This window comes from Rhizobium sp. NPDC092011 (assembly GCF_044756305.1).
GTDB lineage: Bacteria > Pseudomonadota > Alphaproteobacteria > Rhizobiales > Rhizobiaceae > Rhizobium.
Genome location: NZ_JBIVSO010000001.1, coordinates 1,724,522 through 1,745,813, shown reverse-complemented (window position 1 = coordinate 1,745,813; position 21,292 = coordinate 1,724,522). Strand labels below are relative to the sequence as shown.

Here is a 21,292-nt window from a genome sequence, read left to right as displayed (position 1 = left end):
TCACCTGTGCCGCATCACGACAAGAGTAATATCGTCATGAATCTTCTGGGTTCCGATGTAAGTCATGAGGTCATCGAGTATGCCCTTGACCACTTCTTCGGCTGTGCCGCCGTGCAGGCGGCGGGCATCTTCCAGAAGCCGTTCGAAGCCGAACAATTCGCCCTTCGAGTTCTCCGCTTCGGTGACGCCGTCCGTGTGGAGCACGACCATATCGCCCTTTTCGAAGGCGATTTCCCGTGTGTCGATAAAGGGAGCTATATCGGCTTCGAGGCCGACGGGGAGGCCGAGATCTCCGGTATCGATCCTTTCAACCTCGCCGTTCTCGCGAACGATGATCATGTCTTCGTGTTGGCCGGAGATCGTCAGCCGCTTGCCATCATAATCGAGAAACGACAGGGTCAGATGTTTGTCGGTCTTTGTCCGCTCGATGTTCTTGAAGATCGTGCGGTTGAGATCGGTCAGGAATTTTGCCGGATCCATTTCACCGGCCTCCTGCAATGCACGGGCGATCGATTGCACCATCAGCATCAGCACGCCACTTTCAAGTCCGTGGCCCGTGACGTCGCCGATACCGATCTTCAGATTGTTTCCATTTTGCAGAACGTCGTAATAGTCGCCGCCGACCTCATCGGCCGGGCGCATATAAGCCGCGATTTCCAGATTTTTGTTGGCGGTGAGTTCCTTGGCGCGCGGCAGCACCATGAGCTGTATCTGCCTGGCGACATTGAGCTCGGCACCCAGCCTCAGGTTTTCGCTTTTCAACTGACCGTTCAGGGTGGAGATCTCTTCCTTCGCCGCTTCGATTTCCCTGGTGCGGTCGGACACGAGCTTCTCGAGGTTTTCCGTGTGGAAGCTGATATCCTCTGCCATGCGGTTGAAGGCGATACCGGCCTCTCCAACTTCGTCCTTCGTGGAGATGTCGACCCTGACCGAGTAATCCTTTGCCTGGATGCGCTTTGCGGCGCTCGCCAATGCGCTGATGCCGCCGGTGACACGTTTCGAAGCAGCAAAGACCGCCGCCGTGACGATCATCAGCGACACCAGAACCGCCATGATCTGATAGAGCAGGATGCGATTGGTGGCGCGTGATATCTCTTCCTTGGCGGCAATGAGCGATGCGTAGATTTCGCGTTCGGGCACCACGATTCCGAGCGACATGACTTCGCGCTGCACGGGTCCTTCCACCCAGAGATTGGTCGCATGCAGCTGTTTCACCACGACGAGATAGGGAACCTTTTCGCCTTGCTCGTCGAGGGAAATATGCTGGATCACGCCGTCCGCATCGAGCGGCAGTGTCGTGATGGCCTTCTGCACGCTGTTGCGCAACGACCGGTCGAGGCCGGTCACCCCCTTGGCGGCCGCGTCGTTGGATGCGCGCAGGCCGATGATCTTCTCTCCCACGGGATTGATCGCGACGACGTTTCCGTTCGACATCGTCAGAAAGCCGAAGCCGCTTTGGGCGACTTTCACGTTCTCGACGATCTCGGCGAGTTGGGTGAGGGTGATATCGGCGCCGGCAGCGCCCGCGACCCCATGCCGATCCGGCGTCCACAGCGGGTGGAAGAAGCTGACGATCAGCTTTCCGGTGATCGCATCCGTGTAAGGCGCAGTCTGGGTGATGTAGTCGGCAACCGGCCGTGACGACGGGCTCGATGCCCATTGCTGCCAGGACTCATAAAGACCCGGAAAGAAGAATGTCCAGAAGTCCGCGCTGTTGTGGCCCGGGTAGAGTCGGTCGAAGGTTTGTGCCTGCGTCGTATAGGGCGCCGTGCGGAAGATCGGGCGTTCCCGCGGCCCGATGTAGTACATCTGCAGTTTCGAGGCGCCGTTATGCAGCAACGATGGCGCAACGAGATTGAGCACGGCGCTCCATTCGATGTCGGCCTGGACCTGGGGCATCGGACGATGATCCTTGTCCAGCAGATAGCCCCAGACACTGACGACCGATGGCGTTCCGGGAGCATTTTGCGCCCACTGGCCAACCGGATCATAGGTCACGGTGACAGCACCGGGAGAGGCCTTGTCCATGGCGGAGCCGATAGCCCCGCTCCTGGTCGGATTGTCGATCTGTCCCTGCAAAACGCCGGCGAGGGCCTTCACATCAGAATGGACCTGATCGATGAGGAGACCGACTTGCGTGGCGGTGGAATCCGTATAGGAGCGGATGTAATCCTGACTTGCTTTCTCAAGGCCTTGACCGACCTCGGTTGTCGCATTGCGCGAAAGACGCTGAACGTTCCAGAGCGCAAGGCCACCACTGACCATCAGGTCGAAGAGAACGGCGCCGCCGACAACGATCAGAAACTTGGCGCGAAAGGAGCGCAATCCGAGCTTTTTCTTGGCCAATGAGGTTTCCATCATAGCGGTTTCTGTCCCGAGGTGGCCCATATCGGCCAGCCCGCATAGCCTCTGGGGTGCAGGGCGGCAAAGATGTGGTCGGCAAAACCTTGCTTGAATTTCTCTATGAATTCCGGAGAATCGCCACGTCGGACCGCCATCTCGTCGGCGTAGACGTTCTGCCATGCCGTGATGATATCGGCGAAATCCTGCGGATCGCCGTCGAGATTGGTGACCATGAAGCTTTCCATCCTGACGTCCGCGAAGCCTGCATCCAGCAGCATGCGACGACCTTTCGGACCCATCTCGACATCCATGTCGAAGTGAGCGAAGAGCTTGGCGACCTCAGTATATGTCCACTGAATGCTCTCGGCTCTCGGCTCTCCGAGGCAATGGGAGTTCTTCTCGTTGGTGATGTAGACGCGGCCTCCGGGTTTGCATATCCGATAGAGCTCTCGCAGCAGGACATCCGGGCGATCGAAGATCTGCAGCGAATGCCTGCAGGTCACGAAATCGAACTGGTCGCTTTCGAACAGCATCTGCGATGCGTCGCCATAGGTATATTCGATATCCTGTACATCGAAATCCTCCGCGACCTTGCGGGCATAGTCCAGGCTCGGGATCGAGTGATCGAGGGCGACAATCCGCGTCGGCTTGAAGTCCTTTCGCACCAGCATGGCGAAATCGCCGATGCCGCAACAGATATCGGCGATGTTCATGCCCTCGCGAAGTCCGTGGCGCGGCAAGATCTCTCGCTCGTGCCGCCACGTCATTTTCGTCTGTGTTCGGAGGATCGGTATGAAGCTCTGGTTTTCAACGAAGGTCTGGCCCGGATAAAAAGCGGAATCGTAGATATCCACGGTGATATTCGGCGAAAGATCGCTCAGGTGGCGGAAGAGCCGCGACGCCCATGCAACGACGCTGGACGCTACGACCGTCAGCTTGAGATCCGGCCTTGAGCGCGTTGCATCGAGCAGGACATGCGTCAGCGCGCGGAACGCGGTGTTGTTCATGTGCGTGACGCGCTTCAGATTGATGTAGCAGATGCCGTTCACCGTCTCGATGCCGGTGCGCAGAAGGGCCAGGTCATCGGCAAGTTCGGAGACCGAATGCGGCCTGAACACCCCGGATAGGGAAAATTCCTGGTTGTTGGGGTCGAATTGTGCGGTGAAACGGTTGGGGAGAGGGTTGCTCAATTGAGGAGCCTTTCAAGCGCTAGGTCCACCACAAGGGTGAGCATGCCCGTGTCCTGCTTTTGCAGTCTGATGTTGGCATCGTAATTGACCAGCAATCCGAAAAGGATTGCTTGCTCCGCGCGTGCGGCATCATCGGTAATGACATCGAGATAATGGGCGAGTGCCTGACCGATCCTCGCATGTTCGATGATAGTCTCGTAGGAGGCGCGCTGTTCGTCCGAACAGGGAAACGTCAATTCGATCCGTTCGATCGAGCCGTTCCGATAGAAACGGCAGGTTAATGCACCGTTGCAAGCGCGCGTATGGAACGACATTTCGAAGAGTTCGTTCAAAGCGGCAGAAAGCAGGTTGGCGTGGCGGGTGGGGTCTTGACGATCGTGGCTGACCATGTGGGCGACATAGGCAGCGCATTGATCGCAATGCCGCCAGTCCGCCGCGAAGGACGCCATGTCCATTTCCAGCTCGAGCAATGGTTGAGACGCGTTATCCGCTTGCATTTCTGTGGTGTCCACTTGAGAAGCTCCTGGATGAAAAGCGTTTCGAGGATCACGGTCTGACGTGAAGCTCATCGAACGTCGTCGCCATCGACTGCGCGCGTCCGCCTTGTCTTATGAATTCTTCAAGTCGTTCGGCCCGCATCGGCGGGCTGATGCAATAGCCCTGGAGCCGATCACAGCCCTCCTGCAGCAGCCATCCAGCCTGTTGCGGCGTTTCGACGCCCTCTGCCGTCACTCGCATGTCAAGGCCGTGCGCCAAGCCGATGACAGAGCGAACGATGGTTTGGCTCTTCGTGTCCTGCATAAGATCCTTGATGAAGTAGCGATCGATCTTGATCGTATCGAAGGGGAAATTCTTCAGGTAGCTGAGAGAGGAATACTCGGTGCCGAAATCATCGAGGGAAATCTGTATGCCGAGCACGTTCAACGTGTTCAGCGTGTCGAGATTGTTGATGGTTCGCTCCAGTAGTACGCCCTCCGTGATCTCCAGTTCCAGGCGCTCGGCGGGAAACCCGACGACATCGAGCGTCTGCGATACGCGATCGGTAAGCCCGGGCGTCAGGAACTCGGCAGGCGATAGATTGACGGCAAGCGTATAATGCCCCGGCCATGAAAGTGCCTCGCGGCAGGCTTCTTCGAGCATCCACTGGCCGATCTCGCGCATAAGGCCATCGGCTTCCGCCATGGGAATGAATGCCGCCGGAGGTATGATCCCAAGTGTGGGATGCCGCCAACGCAACAGGGCCTCGAAACCCACGACCGTGGATGGAGGTTCCACCAGCGGCTGATACTCGATGAAGAACTCATCGCGCTGGAGCGCCACGCGCAGGCTGCGCCGCAACAATTCCCTTTGTTCCACGACGATCAACATGGTTGGGTCGAAGGTTCGCGCCCGCCGTCGTCCCTCTTTCTTGGCGGCATAGAGGGCAACATCGGCCGCCTTCATCAATTGCTCGTCCTCGTTGCCGTCGCGCGGCGCGATCGCGACACCGACGCTGACGCCGACGAACAGGGAGATGCCGTTGACGATGAACGGCTTCTTGAACGCCGTGACCAGCGCGTCGGCCAATTCTTCCGCTTCGAAGGCCTGCTGCGGCCTGACCTGGATGATGGCAAATTCGTCGCCGGCGAGACGATATACCGTGCCGCCCTGACCAAGGGTTTCCTTGATCCTTTCGGCGGCGAGTTTCAAAACGATATCGCCGGCGCCATGGCCAAGCGTGTCGTTGACCGGCTTGAAGTCGTCGAGATCGAGCTGCATCAGCGCAGGCCCGATCTTGCCGCTCGCCGGAAGCAATTGCGCGAGCTCCGCACTGAATTGCCGACGGTTCGGCAAGCCGGTCAGGGCGTCATGCGTTGCCTGATGGATGAGTTGCGCTTTTTCGCTGTCGTCGGATGGCTGGCCGATTCCGATGCCCGCCGCCTTGGTTTCGATAATCAGGAGCCCCGTATGTATAGGGGAAATGAGGAAGCTGCATTTCCCCTTTTTCGGCGTGTCGATCTGGATCGTGCAGGGTTCGCCGGTATCGATCGCCTGCCTGATCCGTGCGGCAAGAACCGGCTTGGCAAGTGCGGGATAGGCTTCCCACAATGTCAGCTCTTTTTTGGATGCGAGGGCGATATGATCTCCAAACGCTCTCGAGGAGTCGAGCAGCTTGAGATCGAGATCCCAAAGTGAAACCGCCGCCTCCAGGCGGTTGGTAGATTCGGACTCGTGTGGAATTCGCTGCGACCGGTCCACTCGGTTTTCCGGCATATGGCCTCGCCCTCCCAAGCCGGCCGAACAACAATACGGCCGCTGTCCCATTTGAACCGGTCCATTCGCATCGGAGCTTGCGCATCGACAACGCAGCCTCATCCGGCGCACGGGCGCGGGTCGCAAATTACCAGAACGTGGCAACCGCTTTAAACGAATATATTACGAGGCGTTCAATTAGCAATGATTGTTGAAGTGCAAGTGAGTTAAAGGGATGGAAAATCTTGCGATTTGTCTCATTCTTGCACGCTGTAAGGTGTGTCCGCCGCCGGCGAATGGCGTGGAGGTTGTAGTTTTTACATTTGCCGGAAGGAAAGTGAAACTTCCTGGGCCTGAAGCCAACCCGGTTGCAGTTTTGAAGGGCGAGCTGAAACGCCGATGCTTCACCTAGCAGGTCAGCCGGCGGCAACGCTCGGTGAGCGCGAAAATTTCATCCTCCCTATTGTAATAATGGGGTGAGGCCCGGATCAGCGTCGGCAAGGCGCGAGCCGTCGCGTCAAGGAGTGTGCTTGACGCCCTTGATATGCTGACATGAATGCCCGCTTCCGCAAGGATACTCCTGACGGTTTCCGCCGGGTGACCGTCTATCGAGAAAGATACGATCGCCGCCGGTTTCGGTCCGAGATCATACACGTGAACCCCCGGTAATTGCTGCAATTCCGCACGCAAGAGCATGCCGAGTGATTGGCAGCGCGCCTCTATGTGTTCGAGCCCCAGGGCAAGTGCATAGTCGATCGCAACGCCAAGGCCCAAGCGCGCCGCATAGTTGTTCTCCCAGCTCTCGAAACGCCTTGCGTCGGTGCGCAACTCATATCGGTCGGGCTCGACCCAGGGTGCTGCAAAGTGGTCGATGACGGGCGGATGCAAATGTGCGAGCAATGATTGCCTTACGTAGAGGAAGCCGGTGCCACGAGGCCCACGAAGAAATTTGCGGCCCGGAGCCGTCAACATGTCACAGCCGAGATGATCGACATCAATGGGCATTTGCCCGGCCGCCTGGCAGGCATCGAGCAGATAGGGCACGCCATGGCGACGGGCGATCCGGCCGACTTCTGCGGCTGGATTGACCAGCCCGCCATTCGTCGGAACCCAAGTGATCGCGATGAGACGAACACGATCGTCGATCATGCTTTCTAGTGCCTCGGGATCGAGGACGCCGTTGTCGTCGTTTGGCACGACATCGATCTCAACGCCTTGCGTCTTCGCGGCATGCAGGAAGGCCACGTAGTTGGCCGCATATTCCGCGCGCGCCGTGAGGATCCGATCTCCCGGCTTGAAGGTGAAGGAGTAGAACGCCATCTGCCACGCGACAGTGGCATTTTCCGTCAGCGCGATCTCCTCCGGTCGAGCGCCCAGCAAATTCGCAACGCTGGCATAGACCGTATCCAATCTCCGATGTGCTTCCTCGGCCGCCTCATATCCGCCGATTTCGGCTTCGCGCCTCAGATAGCCGGTCATGGCATCCAGGACGGGCCGCGGCATCAAGGCGGCGCCCGCGTTGTTCAAGTGGACGCAATGTTCGACACCGGGGGTATCAGCCCGAACATTCAAGAGATCGATCATTTGGTCGTGCCTTCTCCGGGAACAGCGGCCGGCTTTCGCTCGTCGCGCAGTGCTCGCCTTGTCGTCGTGCTGTTGAAACATATAGCGGTGCGGTGGTGGTGCAACTGGTCGCAGCGATGCACCTTGGACTTATCAGGATGGTCTTCGTCGCTGGACTTGACGGAACTCCGGGGACGAGGCGCCATAAGCAGTGGATATTCCTGTCTCTTTTGTCCACTTAACGTTGAGAGCACTTCACAATTCGCGCGGGCTTACTCATGATTTCGGGATAAGTAGCGAGGGGGGTGGAATGAAAAAAATAATGATTCTGGCGGCCATGGCCGTGATGGCCCTTCCGTTGGCGGCGAAAGCCCAATCGGTGGTGGCCAACAAGAGTAGTTATGGTTATGGCAGAAACATCTTGAGCGATCCGGATACCCTCAATTGGAACATAGAGGAATGCAGCCACGGCGCTATCAAGCCCGATGTGCAGGAGAAGCTGGCAAAGCTCTTGAACGTGTCGGAAGCGAACGTTCGTCGCGAGTTTTGCCGCCGAATGCTGACCGGAATTGCGCGCGGCACTATTTCCTATGATGACTATACGCGGTTTATGACCGGGGGTGGGATGACGCCAAGCATTTCGCGCGCTTTGCGAACTGCCGGCTCCGGTCCAAAGAGGCCGCAAGATGAGAGACGTGGCGACATTGTTCTTCCCGCTGGCGCCCGAATGGATTCAGGAGAAATTTTCAAGGGCACCACCGTCGCATCCGGCAGCAAGGGGCGCTTTTCGGTCGAGTCGTCACGGCGTTCCGTGAAATGTTCAGGCACCTATGATCTTCGTGACCGACGCCCAACGATCACCCTTCCGGTCAAATGTTCGGACGGTCGCACGGGGCGGGTCGAAGTCACAAGAACGCCGGATCTCATGTCGGCATGGGGAAAGGTAAAGCTGTCCGATGGCAGCAGCGGCCGACTGACCGTAGGCAAAGCCAGCAACTAATCATGACGGAGGCGAGGAGGAGCCTGCCCATCAGGGCAGGCTCGACGGTTTGGTGAGCCTTGATTTGGCCATCTGGTCTGACGAAGGGCTAGTGCCTATCGTCAGACCAGCTCTTCTGCCTTCAACGCAGCCTGCACCGCCGGCCGGCCGGCGACTGTCTTGATGAAGCGATTGACATTCGCATAGGCGGACAGGTCTACGCCAACACGGCCGGACCAGCCCAGGATCGTCCACAGATAGGCGTCGGCGGCGGTGAAACGATCGCCGAGCAGATAAGACTTTCCTTCAAGGCTGGCATCGACATAGGCGAGACGCTTGGCGATATGCGCGCGGTTTGCGTCCTTCGTCGCTTCCGGCGTATCCGGTCGAAAGAGCGGGCCATACGTCTTGTGAAGCTCGCTGGAAATGAAGGCCAGCCAACGCTGAGCCTGGTAGCGGTCCATCTCGCCGGCTTTCGGCATCAGGCCGCTCTCCGGTTTCAGATCGGCAAGATACTGAACGAGTACCTGCGATTCCGTCAGCAGCTCGCCGCCTTCCAGCACAAGAGCCGGTACGTAACCATTCGGATTGGTGGCGAGATAGTCTTCACCATGCTCCGTCTTCTTGGTGGCCAGATCGACCTGAATAACGTCGAGATCGATAGCGGCTTCCCGCGCCACGATGTGCGGCGCAAGCGAGCAGGCGCCGGGTTTGTAGAACAATTTCATAAACTAGACACTCCTGGGTTTTGCCGCCGCTCACTGCCACGGAGACGCTTTCATGCTCAAGACAAATTTGCTTGATCCGGAGTTCTTTCATCGAGGGCTTGTTGATCTCTTGCATGATCATCCCGCCGCGTGACATTCCATTGCAGATGGCTTGATAATTGGCGCCATGCGACATGCGCGGGCAGGTGCGGACTGCGGCTTGCATTATAATATTTTTTACTAATTTTGCGGTGCAATACCTGACATTCCAGCTTCTATCCAATCGAAACATAAATTCTCTGCAAATGATTGTCAGAATTTCTTGGGGACCAGAAGTTATGGTGAGGTACGCCGCTTGAGAGATATTTCGATACACGTATTTTTAATCAAGAACATCTAGCTTTCTCCGTGGGTGAGCGGTCCTGATTGTTGTCAGCCGCTTGCGGAATATTATTACTTTCAAAGGCACGTGGGGGCGCGCCGAGTGATCGCAACGCCACCCGACAAGGTGGTGATATGATTTTGAAATCTGCTACTAGTCGCAATATTTTTTCAGTCGCAGCATGCGGCGTCGTCGCAACGGTGGCAGCTTCGGCGATCTTGATTGATTCCGCCTACACCAATATTCGTCAGTCCAGCCTCAGCGAGATGCAGCAGATCGCCAGCACGACCGCAGCGGGATCGGAAAAGACCCTCGGAGCGGCAATCGCCGTCGTCAACTCACTTGAGACGGTGCTGTCCACCATGCGGATCGCCAATGACGCGAGCCGGACGACTGCCGATGCGGTCTTGAAGAACTTGCTTGACGGCAATCCGGGCGCGCTGGGCGTCTGGACGGGTTGGGAACCGAATGCCTTCGACGGTAAGGACAAGGATTTTGCGGGTAAGGAAGGCAATGATGCCACGGGCCGCTATATTCCCTATTGGGTCCGCAGCGGCGGCAAAGTTACCAACGTCCCGCTCGTCGACTACACTGTCGCGGGCGCCGGCGACTATTACCAGCTTCCGTTCAATCAGCGGAAGACCGTGATCATCGAGCCTTATTCCTATGCGATCGACGGTAAGCAAGTGCTGATGACCTCGATTGCCAAGCCGATCATGATCGATGGGAAGCCGGTGGGTGTCACGGGGCTCGATATGGCTCTGGACGATGCCCAGAAGGCCATTTCCGCCATTCGACCGATGGGAACGGGCTTCATGAGCCTTGTTACGGGCGCCGGCGGAATAATCAGCCATCCTGACGCTGCTCTTATCGGAAAAAACATCAAGGATGGCGGTGCCGAGACCGCAGGTTGGGATCAGCTGATTGCCAATCCCGGCACTGAGCGCGAAATCACCGGCGCTGACGGCGGGACTTATTTCGCCATCGCCGAACCGGTAAAACTAACCGACACCACGTCATGGTACGCGATCGTGGTCGTTCCGAAAGCCACCGTCTTCGCCCAGGTCAACAGCGTCGTGAGGAATGCGATCGCAGTCACCTCGATCGCGGCCATTCTTCTTGGACTTGCCGGCTGGCTGATCGCCCGCAAGTTCATTCGAAGGATAGAAAACGTCATCGGCGAAACCGATCGTATCGCCAATGGAGATCTCGGCGTTGCACTCAAGGACCGTGAGAGACGCGACGAAATCGGGGACTTGTCGCGCTCGTTGCACATCCTGCTGGAAAGCAACCGCGACAAGGTCCGCCTGCAAGCCGAGGCGGAGGCAAGCCGTGCAACACAGGAGGCCGAGCGCGCCGAGCGCGCACGCATCAACAATACCCAGGAAGCGGAAGTGAAGTTCGTCGTCAGCGAGCTCGCTGCAGGGCTGGTCCAGCTTTCAGATGGAAATATGACGGTGCGGCTCGACCGGCCATTCACGTCGGCTCTCGACGAAATACGCGGCAATTTCAATACCTCAGTTGAAAAACTTCAAGCTGCGCTGGTCTCGTTCTCGGAGAATGCCTCCGTGATCCAATCCGGGTCGGAGGAAATCCGAACCGGCGCCGACGACCTTGCGAGGCGTACGGAGCAGCAGGCTGCCTCTGTCGAGGAAACGGCGGCAGCACTTGAGCAGATCACCACCTCCATCAAGGATTCGACCACACGCGCCGAAGAGGCAGCAGCCTTGGTCGGCCGCACCAAAGGCAATGCCGAGCGGTCCGGCGAGATTGTTCACAGTGCGGTCGAAGCCATGAACGGCATCGAACAGTCTTCCCAGTCGATTTCCAACATCATCGGCGTCATCGACGATATCGCGTTTCAGACGAACCTGCTGGCTCTCAATGCTGGTGTCGAGGCTGCCCGCGCCGGGGAGGCGGGCAAGGGTTTTGCCGTCGTCGCCCAGGAGGTCCGGGAGTTGGCGCAGCGCTCCGCAACGGCTGCCAAGGAAATCAAGGCTCTTATTCACTCGTCGGGAGATCAGGTCAAAAGAGGCGTCAGCCTCGTTGGCCAGACCGGAGAGGCGCTGCGGGCGATGGTTCAGGAGGTTCAGCTGATCGATCGCAATGTACAGGCGATCGTGCAATCTGCCAGGGAACAGTCGACCGGTCTTCAGGAGATCAATACGGCGGTCAACCAGATGGATCAGGCGACGCAAAAGAATGCTGCCATGGTCGAGGAATCCAATGCGGCAACGCATACGCTCGCCAGCGAGGTTTCCTCGCTTTCGGCCAGGCTTGGGCAATTCAAACTGGATGCGGGAAGGGTGGTTTCGCTAAGCGCCTCGCCACGTAGAACAACCGATGCGGCCTCCGGCACCGCTCGACCAGCCGCAACCCCGCATGCAGGGCCCGAGCTTTCCGGTCAAAGAGCCTTGGGCGAAAGACTTCGCTCTGCCTTCGGAAAAACTTCGGCAGCAACAAGCCCGGCCTGGGAGGACTTTTGATCGCTGAAGTGCTTCTGGCGGACGGAGCACGGTTTCGCGACTAGCGGCAAAGCTGTCGTTGCTGACCAAATCGGTTGGAAATTGGACCACTTCAACTGCATCGAGTCCCAGCTTATATGGCGCTCGATGCAACATTGTCCGCAGATAGGTCGTCACGGATGTGGTCCCATCCGGTTCCAGCCCAGCCGCTGTTTCCTTCTCCCCATCCTGCCTTGTCGTCGGCGTTCGGAAGATACCAGTAGGCGCAGCGGCAATTTCTGCAGCCGGAGCTATCGTCGAAGACTGCTTATATATTGTGCAGGCGGCCTGTGGTCGCAGGATGGAAAAGGAAGCGATGCTGCGTGAACCAAGGGTCGGCGCAGTCAGGTGATCAGCAAGGTAGATGCCGTGTGGTCTTGTTCTGTATGGTTGCGATCAGGTCAGCACCGGTATATGGCGCCTGACCCTATCGCTTGAGGCCGTTACGCTGCTCGCGGTAGCAGCGACTTGAGGTTTGCGCCTCCAGCCAAAGCTTCGACGGGCAAGACGAGGCGTCTGGCAATCAACATCTCGCTCAGCTTGATATCCTTGGCGACCCTGTTGCCCGGCCCGACGCCGCTTGCTGCGACCAGCCGTTGCTCGCCGTCGAGATGGAACAGGATGAAGGCGCCCTCGCCAAGATCTCTGCGAACAACGGAGCTGCCCTCATCGGCTAGGCCGGCGATCTGGAGCGTATGATCGAACTGGTCCGACCAGAAATAGGGGACGGCATCGTGGGTGCGGTTTGCACCTAACAGGTTAGCCGCGGCAAGAATACCTTGATCCTGCGCATTGCGCCACGCCTCCAGACGCAGTCGACGGCCGCCATAAAGCGGATGTGGGAAGGAGCAGCAGTCGCCGGCGGCATAGATATCAGCAACCGAAGTCTCCAGATGTTCGTTGACGGCAATGCCGTTATCGACGGCAATCCCTGCCTGAGCGGCGAGCTCGGTGCGGGGCTGTGCGCCGATCCCGACGACCAGTACGTCTGCCGTGATCATGTCTCCATCGGACAGCGAAATGGCGACGTGCTGCCTATCCGCTTCAATATCGAGAACGCTCGCACCGCATTTGACGACGACGCCGTTGCGGCGATGCAGAGACGCCATTGCTTCGGCGATCGGTCCGGGTACGCCGCGCGTGAGAATGCGCTCCTGCGCCTCGATGATCGTAGCCTTGGCACCGCGGCTGCGCGCCGAAGCGGCGACTTCCAGCCCGATGAAGCCGCCGCCGAGCACGGCGACATGCATATCGGCGCGGATCCAGGGACGCAGCGCAAGCGCGTCGTCGATCGTCCGCAGGTACACTATCCGGCTGCTGGCTGGGGCGTTCGGCAATCGCCGGGACGTTGCGCCCGTCGACAGCAGCAGTTTGCTGTAAGGCAGCGTTCGGCCATCCGAAAGGATCAGCTGCTTTGCGGAGGTGTCGATAGCTATCGCAGTTGCGCCGCCAATATGCCGAATGTTGTGCTCGCGGAGCATATGATGGCCAAGCACCGCTAACGCGTGAGGATCTCCTTCATCCAGTAGAATCTTTTTGGAAAGCGGCGGTCGCTCATAGGGAAGGTGAACCTCCTCGCCGATGATGGTGACCGGATGCGGATATCCGTTTTCGCGCAAGCTTAACGCCGCGCGAGCACCGCATTCGCCGGCACCGACGATAATGATGCCCGTATCGTCGGTCATGCTCCGATCCCGATCATGACGCGATCGCCCTCCACTTTGACCGGATAGGTTTTCAGATTGACGCAGACCGGCGCGCCCCGCGCCTCGCCCGTCTTGTAGCTGAAGCGGCCATTGTGCTTTGGACATTCGATGGTGTCATCCATGACGAGCCCATCGGCCAGATGGATCTTTTCATGGGTGCAGAGGCCATCGGTGGCGAAATACTCGTCGTCCGGGCTGCGATAGATCGCAAAAGTTCGCCCGGCATGGTCGAAGCGGATGACATCCTCCTGATCGATTTCATCGGCACCGCATGCGTCAAACCAGCTGGTCATTTCTTCCTCCTCATTGCAATCGGCTCAAGCCGTCGATGCCATTTTCAGATGTCGGGAAAAACTTGACGCCGAACCTTGACCGCGCTTCGTTTTCTTTCCCCGACTGGTTTCAAGCATGCGCGAGATAGCCCTTCACATTCCACGCTGATTATGATCATTTTTCCTCAAGGAGGAGCGGAATGAAGAAGGCACGTCTGGTGGACATCGCCGTGGCCGCGGGTGTCGGCCCAGCGACTGTGGAACGCGTTCTAAACGAGCGCGGCGGCGTGAAGCCGCAGACGGCGGAGAAGGTCGTGCTGGCCGCCAAGCGGCTGGGTTACAAAGGAAACATTCCAAGCGTCTATCGTGGCACGATCCGCATTGAGGTCATCCTGGTCAGGCCGGAGTCGCCGTTCTTCAGCAGACTCAACCGCGCTTTTGAACGTATTGCCGCCTCGCTGGACAGCTCAATCGCCGTCAATCGAACCTTTATCGACGAGAGCGATCCGGAAAAATTTGCCGCCCATGTCGCCAACAGCAGCATTCGCCGGCATGGTCTGATTGTTATAGCCGTCGACCATCCGGTGATCAGGGAGAGCTTGCGGAAAGTTCGCGCCGCCGGCGTCGAAGTGGTCCAGATCGTCTCATATCTCACCGGTAGGGACGATGTGTTCGTCGGCATAGACAATTATGCCGCGGGCCGAACCGCCGGCCTTTATATGTCGCGTATGCTCCAGCACGTGAAGGGAAGTATTGTCGCCGTCTGTCATAGCTGGGCCTATCAGATCCATAGGGAGAGGGTTCGGGGATTCTCCGATTATTTGGGTTCCAAAGGCAGCACAGGGCTGGCGTTTTCAGAGGTCGTGTTCGGTCGTGATGACGAGGTGCAATCTGCCGAATTGTTGGCACAGGCGCTGCGACGTTTCCCGGATACTGTCGGTGTCTACAATGCCGGCGGCGCCAATCTCGGTGTCGGCTCGGTACTTCAGCGCTTCCAGGAGCAGAGAAAAGGTGAATGCGTGTGGATTGGGCACGAGCTCAACGACGAAACCCGGCGCTTCATATCGTCGGGCCTGATGACGCTCGTTCTCGATCAAGCGCCGGAGACACAGGCAAGGCGGGCACTGGATACTATTCTGTCGCGAATGGGGATCATCGATGTGCCGGTCAATCAGGATCCGGTGCCGTTCCTGACCTATACGTCGGAGAATATAGGAATGCCGGTTGTCACTGTTCGGTGATAAGACAAAAACGACAAGGCCGGAGCCTGCGAAGGAGGGCCGCAGGCTCCGGCATTTCCCGCCATCGACGGCCGACTAGGCCGGTGGCGGGGGGAGAGCCAAAGTAGCGCATATGGCGCGCAGCATGACTTCGGCAAGCTTGTGAGATCATTGTGCCGGCTGGCGTGACCGACCGGCTCTGACTTTGCCTTAGCCCGTCGTGCCGGAGCGGCGCACTTGTTTCTCGGCATATTTCTTGGCGCGCTCCATGAAGCGCTTGTTCATACGATCCTCCGCCTCCTTCGAGCCATCGTGAAATGTGCCGAACCATTGGTCGAGCGGAATGACACCGTCTGCATAATTGCATTCGAAGAATTTGTGATGGAGATAGTGATCATAGGCATGGGTATCGATGCCCGTTTCCTCGCCGATGACGATCTTGTCGAAGCCGGCATGGCCCGGCGCCGGCGCCAGCGCGGCATGGGTTAGATGGAACAGCGCATGGACCGGACTGGACGGCACGATCCAATGAATGAGAACGCCCGAGAAATACAGGAGATGCTCGACCGGATGCATGGCCAGACCTGACCATGGACCTGGATTGACGTTGTTATGATGCAGCTTGTGGACCGCATGATAGAGCGGCGGCCAATGGATCAGACGATGCACGAGGTAGAAGTGCAGATCGCGGAAGGCCGGGATCGACAGCATGATGATCGCGCAATAGATCGGGTGTTCGGCAAAATCCACATAGGGAATGATGCCATTGGCAAAAGCCCAGAGGGTCACCACTTCGAAGGCGGTCCAGAAAGGTACGGCGCTTGCGAAGGTCCAGATCACATTATCGGTGGTCTGGTTGCCGAAGAGGAACGCCGAATTATCCTTCGACGGCCATTTGCTATTGTATTTGAAGCTCGTGCCCTGCTTCTTCTGCATGTAGAGACGCAGGTGGAAGGCGCCGAAAAACACGAAGACCAGAGCGGCATTGCGCACGAGTAAATACGCGATCCAGCCCGGCGCCAGCGTCCTCATGGTTTCCATGGAGGGCGTCGCGTAAATCCACAGCAGCGTTGCGACGACGGCATACACGACATTCCAGGGCATCAGATAACCGGGATATCCGAAGAACCATTTCAGGAATGCGATCGGTTTGGCCGGCCAGATGAAGACGGGCGGGTATTGCAAAAGCTTCTTTGGCTTCCAGTCGCCGCGCTTGTCGCGCGTGCCGTAGAGCGTGTCGTCCATGATATGCCTCCCGGTAAATGAAACGATGCAGTCAGTGTCAGCGGTGTCGACTGGAAACGACAGCATTGATTTGATGAAATTTGCTCACGGCGATGAGATGTTCGTCGAGCTTCGATGGGGATGGGAAGGGGGCTCCATGGCTCCTCCTTCCCTGGCATCGGCAGCTGCGCTCCTCGTCGCCGATGCCTGCCTCGTCAGTTCAGGCTCTCGAACTGAACCATGTTTTCCCGTGTCACCAGCTTGAAGGGGATCCACACTTCGCGGTCGATCTGCTCACCCTTGATGGCCTTCAGAGCGGTATCGACGGCGCCACGGCCCTGTGCCTTCGCGTCCTGGAACACCGTGACTTTGAGATCGCCTGACTTCATCGCCTGCAATGCGTCCGGCGTCGCGTCGATGCCGGCAACGATCGTCTTGTCGGTCGAGCCGCCGGCATTCTTGATTGCGGAGATCGCGCCGAGCGCCATTTCATCATTGTTGGCGATGACCGCATCGAAGCTCAGCCCGGACGTCAGCCAGTTCGAGACGAGATCTGCGCCATCGACGCGGCTCCAGTTGCCCACCTGCTCGCGCACGACCTTGATGCCGCTGCAGTCGCTTGATTTCAGGACGTCATGCACGTCCTGCGTCCGCTGGCGTGCCGCCTGGCTGCTGAGATCGCCGACCATGACGACGACGTCGCCCTTGCCGCCCAGCATGCGACAGACTTCCTTCGTCTGCAGCGTGCCGGATTCGGTTTCATTCGACCCGACGAAGGCCTGCTTGTTTGCAAGTGTCGTCAGGTCCGTCGGCTGGATGTTGACGTAGATCAGCGGAATACCGGCATCCGCCGCTATCTTGCTCATCGCCGGCGTTCCGTCCGAATCCACCGGGTCGACAATGATGGCCGAGACGCCGCCAGCCGCGAAGTTGCGCACCTGATCGAGCTGCTTGTTGACGTCGTTGGCGGCGTCGACCACCTGCAGATCCAGGCCCTTGGTCTTGCCGTAGTCCTGCATTCCATTGGCGATCAAGGTTTGGAAATTGGTTGTCAGGTAACCCATCGAGACACCGATCCGATCGGCGGCATGGGCTTGCGATGACAGCACGAGCGCGAGCGCGCTGGCGCTCAAAAACTTCAACATGTTCTCCTCCCAGGAAACGGCGGCCCAAGTGACCGCTAGGAAAGAGTTATCGATGGAGCTGGTCGGCGTCCGGGAGTATTTTGATGAAAAACCATCATGCCGACGGTCGGTGAGCGGGCGAATACATCCGCTTTGCAATGAAACGTACCGATGATCAAAACCCATCATCGGATCAGCTGGCAAACACTTGGAATTCGTGATCTGAGCAACCCGCTGCGACGGGAGGAACTATGCAGAGTTTGCTTATATTCCAGTCGCTTTGGTCCATGGAGCAACGCAGCGCGCGTTATCCTGAGCTCTCCCTGGAGGAGAATATCGGAAAGATTGCTGCTGCCGGCTTTGATGGCATCAGTACCCATTGGTATGACCGCGATGTCGTTGCCCGGATTGCAGGCCTTCTGAAACAGCATGGTTTGCAGGCGGAGGGGCAATGCTTCCCCAAGACCGTCGACGATCTGAAGCCGGCGTTGGAAGTCGCGGCTGAGTTCAATGTTCATCACATTTGTCTTCAGCCGGACGTGCGACTGCGTCGGCTGGAGGATTGCATCCCTTTGCTGGAAGGTTGGCAGCGGCTGGCGGAAGAGGCCGGCATCGATGTCTGGATCGAGACCCACCGCGACCGGATGACGACCGACCTGTTCTTCACGCTCGATTTGCTCGATCGGCTGCCGAACCTGCGGCTACTTGGCGATATCTCCCATTTCCTCGTCGGGCGGGAGTTTTCCTGGCCGGTATCCGAGGAAAACCATGCGCTTATTCATCGGATCCTGGATAGTTCCTGGGCCTTTCATGGCCGCGTTGCCTCGCGCGAACAGGTTCAGATCGAAATCTCCTTCCCGCATCACAGACCTTGGGTCGATCTTTTCCTCGGCTGGTGGGATTATGGTTTCAGGAGCTGGCGCAAGCGGGCCGGTAAGGACGCAACGCTTGCCTTCACCTGCGAGCTGGGACCGAAGCCCTATGCCATCACCGGAAGGGACGGTGAAGACAGCACCGACCGTTGGGAGGAATCCCTCCTCATGAGGCAGGAAATCCTTGATTTGTGGGCAAGAACTGCCAGCTAACAAATCAGACGAGACATCTCGAATAGACTATTGATTTTGGAGGAATTTCCATGGACGTAAGAGCAGCAGTCGCGGTGCAGGCCGGTAAGCCACTTGAGGTGATGACGGTTCAGCTTGAGGGACCTCGGGCCGGCGAAGTGCTGATCGAGGTCAAGGCGACCGGCATCTGCCACACCGACGATTTCACCCTGTCGGGCGCCGATCCGGAAGGCCTGTTTCCCGCCATCCTCGGCCATGAAGGTGCGGGCATTGTCGTCGATGTCGGACCGGGTGTGACCTCGGTCAAGAAGGGCGACCACGTCATTCCGCTCTACACGCCCGAATGCCGCGAATGCCCCTCCTGCCTTTCCCGCAAAACCAACCTCTGCACGGCGATCCGCTCGACCCAGGGCCAGGGCCTGATGCCGGACGGCACCTCGCGCTTCTCGATCGGCAAGGACAAGATCCATCACTATATGGGCTGCTCGACCTTCGCCAATTACACCGTGCTGCCGGAGATTGCCGTCGCCAAGGTCAATCCCGACGCGCCCTTCGACAAGATCTGCTACATCGGTTGCGGCGTGACCACGGGCATCGGCGCCGTCATCAACACCGCCAAGGTGGAGATGGGCGCGACCGCCATCGTCTTCGGTCTTGGCGGCATCGGCCTCAACGTCATCCAGGGCCTGAAGCTTGCCGGTGCCGACATGATCATCGGCGTCGACCTCAACAATGACAAGAAGGCCTGGGGCGAGCGCTTCGGCATGACGCATTTCGTCAATCCGAAGGAAGTCGGCGACGACATCGTGCCCTATCTCGTCAACATGACGAAGCGCGGTGCCGACCAGATCGGCGGCGCCGACTATACCTTCGACTGCACCGGCAACACCAAGGTGATGCGCCAGGCACTCGAAGCTTCGCATCGCGGCTGGGGCAAGTCCGTGGTCATCGGCGTTGCCGGCGCCGGCCAGGAGATTTCGACGCGTCCGTTCCAGCTGGTGACGGGCCGCTCGTGGATGGGCACTGCCTTTGGCGGCGCCCGTGGCCGCACCGATGTTCCGAAGATCGTCGACTGGTACATGGAGGGCAAGATCATCATCGATCCGATGATCACCCACACCATGCCGCTCGAAGACATCAACAAGGGCTTCGAGCTCATGCACTCGGGAAAAAGTGTCAGGGGTGTCGTGATTTACTGACGGGCTGAAGCGCGTTGGAAGTTTTTTGGCAGTCCGAGCGACGGATAAATCGAAGACCATCGTTCAAGAAGAACGCCGGCCTCCTGACGAGGTCGGTGGCTTGAACATGAATGGCCTTCAGGCAAAAGGATATGCCCATGACCCGCAAGCTGCTAAGTGTGACCGCCGCCGCTCTCTTCGCCCTGTCCTCGGCAACCGTGGTCTTCGCGCAAACAACGACCCCTGCGACGACGGCAACACCGGCTCCCGCTGCGACCTCGTCCACTTCCGCACCTTCCTCGGCGATGCCATCAAAGGATGAAATCAAGACGGCTCGCCAGGCTTGCCGGCAGGATGCGACCGGGCAGGGCCTCAAGGGCCAGGCACGCAAGGATGCCGTCAAGAGCTGTCTCCAGCAGAAATATCCGGTACTGGCGAAACGCAAGACCTGCCACGACCAGGGCACCGCAAAGGGCTTGGAGAAGAAGGCGCTGCGCGACTTTGTCAAGCAGTGCGTGGCTGCGGCCTAAATCTCAGCACGGACTTTTCCTAGCGGAAGCATGGCTCGCCGACTAAAAGGCGAGCCACTCAATTCGGGCTCTGCACCAACTTGTCATGCGCGGCGACATAGCTCTTTTTTCAGAGAAGATCGAACCTATCTCTTTGTGAGAGCAATATGTTTCGGGACGCACCGTGCTTTTTCATCCAGATCAGCTTTCACTGGGCATCGTCTTGCCGGCTCAGGCAAGAACACAAGCCGATATTCAATTCCCCACACAACTTGCGACGGCAGCCCACGCCGATAAATTGGGTTTCGACGTCTTGTGGGTGAGGGATGTCCCCCTGAATAGCGAGAGCTATCCCGATCCGATCGGGCATGCCGATCCTTGGGTTTTCCTGGGTGCTTTGGCTGCGACCACTTCCCAAATTCATCTGGCAACCGGCGCGATCGTCCTGCCTTTGCGGCACCCGCTGCATATCGCCAAGGCAGCACTTTCCGTCGCAGCGCTCTCGAAAGGACGGTTTGTCCTCGGGCTAGGCTCGGGCGACAGGCCGAGTGAATATGAAATCTTCGGCAGAGATGTCGAAAACCGCAAGACACTCTTCCAGTCTCGTTGGGATCGTCTCGCCGCTGCATTGCGCCCGGATCAGGCCGTGACCGACGAAGAGGGTAATCTTCGCGAGGAATTTTCCATAAGGCCTGTTTTGCAGCAGCCCGCTATCCCGATGGTGGCGGTGGGGTCATCGGCGCAATCGCTGGAGTGGATTGCCCGGCATGCAGCCGGATGGATGACCTACTATCGTCCGCTGCCGGTGCAAAAGGATCGGCTGGCACTTTGGCACAATGCACAATTGAAGATCACCACGGAGTTTCGCGGTTTCGGTCAGTCGATGGTGCTGGAATTGCTCGATAAACCCGACGCCATTTACGAGGAGATCAATCTCGGCGCCAGATCGGGACGGCGAGCGCTGATTGGGACATTGTCAGCCATGCGGGAGGCAGGCATTCATCACGTCGCATTCAATCTGATTTCGGATAAGAGGTCTCCAGCCGAGGTCATGGAGGAAATCGCCGCGGAGGTCATGCCGGCCCTGCGATAGCG

At 58.3% G+C, this 21,292-nt stretch carries 17 protein-coding genes and 1 pseudogene; 7 read left to right on the top strand and 11 right to left on the bottom strand.

Annotated features, from left to right (window positions below):
* The 5 genes from ACIQJ2_RS07940 to ACIQJ2_RS07920 form a co-directional block, all read right to left on the bottom strand.
* A complete protein-coding gene (locus ACIQJ2_RS07940) occupies positions 1 to 2,265 on the bottom strand; it encodes a SpoIIE family protein phosphatase (protein ID WP_400668714.1) in 2,265 nt (754 codons plus the stop codon).
* Positions 2,266 to 2,357: 92 nt separating this feature from the next.
* Complete coding sequence (locus tag ACIQJ2_RS07935) at positions 2,358 to 3,533, bottom strand: methyltransferase domain-containing protein (RefSeq protein ID WP_400668541.1); 1,176 nt, start codon at positions 3,531 to 3,533, stop codon at positions 2,358 to 2,360.
* On the bottom strand, positions 3,530 to 4,045 hold the full coding sequence (locus ACIQJ2_RS07930) for a ubiquinone biosynthesis methyltransferase UbiE (protein WP_400668538.1): 516 nt from the start codon (positions 4,043 to 4,045) through the stop codon (positions 3,530 to 3,532). Before ACIQJ2_RS07930 ends, ACIQJ2_RS07935 begins: the two co-directional genes overlap by 4 nt.
* 34 nt (positions 4,046 to 4,079) lie before the next feature.
* Positions 4,080 to 5,786 carry a putative bifunctional diguanylate cyclase/phosphodiesterase gene (locus tag ACIQJ2_RS07925; RefSeq protein WP_400668536.1) on the bottom strand — a complete coding sequence of 569 codons (1,707 nt, stop codon included), beginning with the start codon at positions 5,784 to 5,786 and terminating at the stop codon, positions 4,080 to 4,082.
* Between the two features lie 387 nt (positions 5,787 to 6,173).
* Positions 6,174 to 7,349, bottom strand: a complete 1,176-nt coding sequence (locus ACIQJ2_RS07920) for an aminotransferase class V-fold PLP-dependent enzyme (RefSeq protein WP_400668534.1) — start codon at positions 7,347 to 7,349, stop codon at positions 6,174 to 6,176.
* A gap of 190 nt (positions 7,350 to 7,539) precedes the next feature.
* Between ACIQJ2_RS07920 and ACIQJ2_RS07915 the strand changes: the two genes are divergently transcribed.
* Complete coding sequence (locus ACIQJ2_RS07915; RefSeq protein ID WP_400668532.1) at positions 7,540 to 8,328, top strand: hypothetical protein; 789 nt, start codon at positions 7,540 to 7,542, stop codon at positions 8,326 to 8,328.
* Between the two features lie 101 nt (positions 8,329 to 8,429).
* Here the strand turns inward: ACIQJ2_RS07915 and gstA are convergent, their stop codons facing one another.
* A complete protein-coding gene (gene gstA / locus ACIQJ2_RS07910; RefSeq protein ID WP_400668529.1) occupies positions 8,430 to 9,035 on the bottom strand; it encodes a glutathione transferase GstA in 606 nt (201 codons plus the stop codon).
* A 495-nt stretch (positions 9,036 to 9,530) separates the two neighbouring features.
* On the opposite strand from gstA, the gene ACIQJ2_RS07905 reads away from it, so the two are divergent.
* Positions 9,531 to 11,882: a methyl-accepting chemotaxis protein gene (locus ACIQJ2_RS07905; RefSeq protein ID WP_400668526.1), complete on the top strand. Its 2,352-nt coding sequence runs from the start codon at positions 9,531 to 9,533 to the stop codon at positions 11,880 to 11,882.
* Positions 11,883 to 12,063: 181 nt separating this feature from the next.
* On the opposite strand, the pseudogene ACIQJ2_RS07900 reads toward ACIQJ2_RS07905, so the two are convergent.
* The 3 genes and pseudogenes from ACIQJ2_RS07900 to ACIQJ2_RS07890 all read right to left on the bottom strand — a co-directional run.
* Positions 12,064 to 12,183 (bottom strand): annotated as a pseudogene (locus ACIQJ2_RS07900) (N-acetyltransferase); the annotation flags it as partial.
* Positions 12,184 to 12,343: 160 nt separating this feature from the next.
* Positions 12,344 to 13,585: an NAD(P)/FAD-dependent oxidoreductase gene (locus ACIQJ2_RS07895; protein WP_400668524.1), complete on the bottom strand. Its 1,242-nt coding sequence runs from the start codon at positions 13,583 to 13,585 to the stop codon at positions 12,344 to 12,346.
* Positions 13,582 to 13,899: a MocE family 2Fe-2S type ferredoxin gene (locus tag ACIQJ2_RS07890; protein WP_199151534.1), complete on the bottom strand. Its 318-nt coding sequence runs from the start codon at positions 13,897 to 13,899 to the stop codon at positions 13,582 to 13,584. The genes ACIQJ2_RS07895 and ACIQJ2_RS07890 overlap by 4 nt, the downstream gene beginning before the upstream one ends.
* Positions 13,900 to 14,078: 179 nt before the next feature.
* Here ACIQJ2_RS07890 and ACIQJ2_RS07885 point away from each other — a divergent pair, with 179 nt between their 5' ends.
* Positions 14,079 to 15,119 (top strand): LacI family DNA-binding transcriptional regulator, encoded by a 1,041-nt coding sequence (locus ACIQJ2_RS07885; RefSeq protein ID WP_199151535.1) that lies wholly within the window; start codon positions 14,079 to 14,081, stop codon positions 15,117 to 15,119.
* 189 nt (positions 15,120 to 15,308) lie between these two features.
* Here ACIQJ2_RS07885 and ACIQJ2_RS07880 read toward each other — a convergent pair whose 3' ends face one another.
* Entirely contained in the window at positions 15,309 to 16,343 is a 1,035-nt protein-coding gene (locus ACIQJ2_RS07880; RefSeq protein WP_400668522.1) for a sterol desaturase family protein, read from the bottom strand.
* A gap of 194 nt (positions 16,344 to 16,537) precedes the next feature.
* Positions 16,538 to 17,467: a sugar ABC transporter substrate-binding protein gene (locus ACIQJ2_RS07875; protein ID WP_400668520.1), complete on the bottom strand. Its 930-nt coding sequence runs from the start codon at positions 17,465 to 17,467 to the stop codon at positions 16,538 to 16,540.
* A gap of 230 nt (positions 17,468 to 17,697) precedes the next feature.
* On the opposite strand from ACIQJ2_RS07875, the gene ACIQJ2_RS07870 reads away from it, so the two are divergent.
* The 4 genes from ACIQJ2_RS07870 (at position 17,698) to ACIQJ2_RS07855 (ending at position 21,290) form a co-directional block, all read left to right on the top strand.
* Positions 17,698 to 18,531: a sugar phosphate isomerase/epimerase family protein gene (locus tag ACIQJ2_RS07870; protein ID WP_400668518.1), complete on the top strand. Its 834-nt coding sequence runs from the start codon at positions 17,698 to 17,700 to the stop codon at positions 18,529 to 18,531.
* A 50-nt stretch (positions 18,532 to 18,581) separates the two neighbouring features.
* Positions 18,582 to 19,709: an S-(hydroxymethyl)glutathione dehydrogenase/class III alcohol dehydrogenase gene (locus tag ACIQJ2_RS07865; protein ID WP_400668515.1), complete on the top strand. Its 1,128-nt coding sequence runs from the start codon at positions 18,582 to 18,584 to the stop codon at positions 19,707 to 19,709.
* A gap of 137 nt (positions 19,710 to 19,846) precedes the next feature.
* Positions 19,847 to 20,218: a PsiF family protein gene (locus ACIQJ2_RS07860; RefSeq protein WP_199151482.1), complete on the top strand. Its 372-nt coding sequence runs from the start codon at positions 19,847 to 19,849 to the stop codon at positions 20,216 to 20,218.
* A gap of 163 nt (positions 20,219 to 20,381) precedes the next feature.
* Complete coding sequence (locus tag ACIQJ2_RS07855) at positions 20,382 to 21,290, top strand: TIGR03571 family LLM class oxidoreductase (RefSeq protein ID WP_400668512.1); 909 nt, start codon at positions 20,382 to 20,384, stop codon at positions 21,288 to 21,290.
* The last annotated feature ends 2 nt before the right edge of the window (positions 21,291 to 21,292 follow it).

Bases quoted from the DNA above. Each gene is read 5' to 3' on its own strand.
- ACIQJ2_RS07940 (WP_400668714.1), bottom strand. From the start codon at position 2,265: ATGGTCAGTGGTGGCCTTGCGCTCTGGAACGTTCAGCGTCTTTCGCGC.
- ACIQJ2_RS07925 (WP_400668536.1), bottom strand. From the start codon at position 5,786: ATGCCGGAAAACCGAGTGGACCGGTCGCAGCGAATTCCACACGAGTCC.
- ACIQJ2_RS07920 (WP_400668534.1), bottom strand. From the start codon at position 7,349: ATGATCGATCTCTTGAATGTTCGGGCTGATACCCCCGGTGTCGAACAT.
- gstA (WP_400668529.1), bottom strand. From the start codon at position 9,035: ATGAAATTGTTCTACAAACCCGGCGCCTGCTCGCTTGCGCCGCACATC.
- ACIQJ2_RS07905 (WP_400668526.1), top strand. From the start codon at position 9,531: ATGATTTTGAAATCTGCTACTAGTCGCAATATTTTTTCAGTCGCAGCA.
- ACIQJ2_RS07895 (WP_400668524.1), bottom strand. From the start codon at position 13,585: ATGACCGACGATACGGGCATCATTATCGTCGGTGCCGGCGAATGCGGT.
- ACIQJ2_RS07890 (WP_199151534.1), bottom strand. From the start codon at position 13,899: ATGACCAGCTGGTTTGACGCATGCGGTGCCGATGAAATCGATCAGGAG.
- ACIQJ2_RS07885 (WP_199151535.1), top strand. From the start codon at position 14,079: ATGAAGAAGGCACGTCTGGTGGACATCGCCGTGGCCGCGGGTGTCGGC.
- ACIQJ2_RS07880 (WP_400668522.1), bottom strand. From the start codon at position 16,343: ATGGACGACACGCTCTACGGCACGCGCGACAAGCGCGGCGACTGGAAG.
- ACIQJ2_RS07875 (WP_400668520.1), bottom strand. From the start codon at position 17,467: ATGTTGAAGTTTTTGAGCGCCAGCGCGCTCGCGCTCGTGCTGTCATCG.
- ACIQJ2_RS07870 (WP_400668518.1), top strand. From the start codon at position 17,698: ATGCAGAGTTTGCTTATATTCCAGTCGCTTTGGTCCATGGAGCAACGC.
- ACIQJ2_RS07865 (WP_400668515.1), top strand. From the start codon at position 18,582: ATGGACGTAAGAGCAGCAGTCGCGGTGCAGGCCGGTAAGCCACTTGAG.
- ACIQJ2_RS07860 (WP_199151482.1), top strand. From the start codon at position 19,847: ATGACCCGCAAGCTGCTAAGTGTGACCGCCGCCGCTCTCTTCGCCCTG.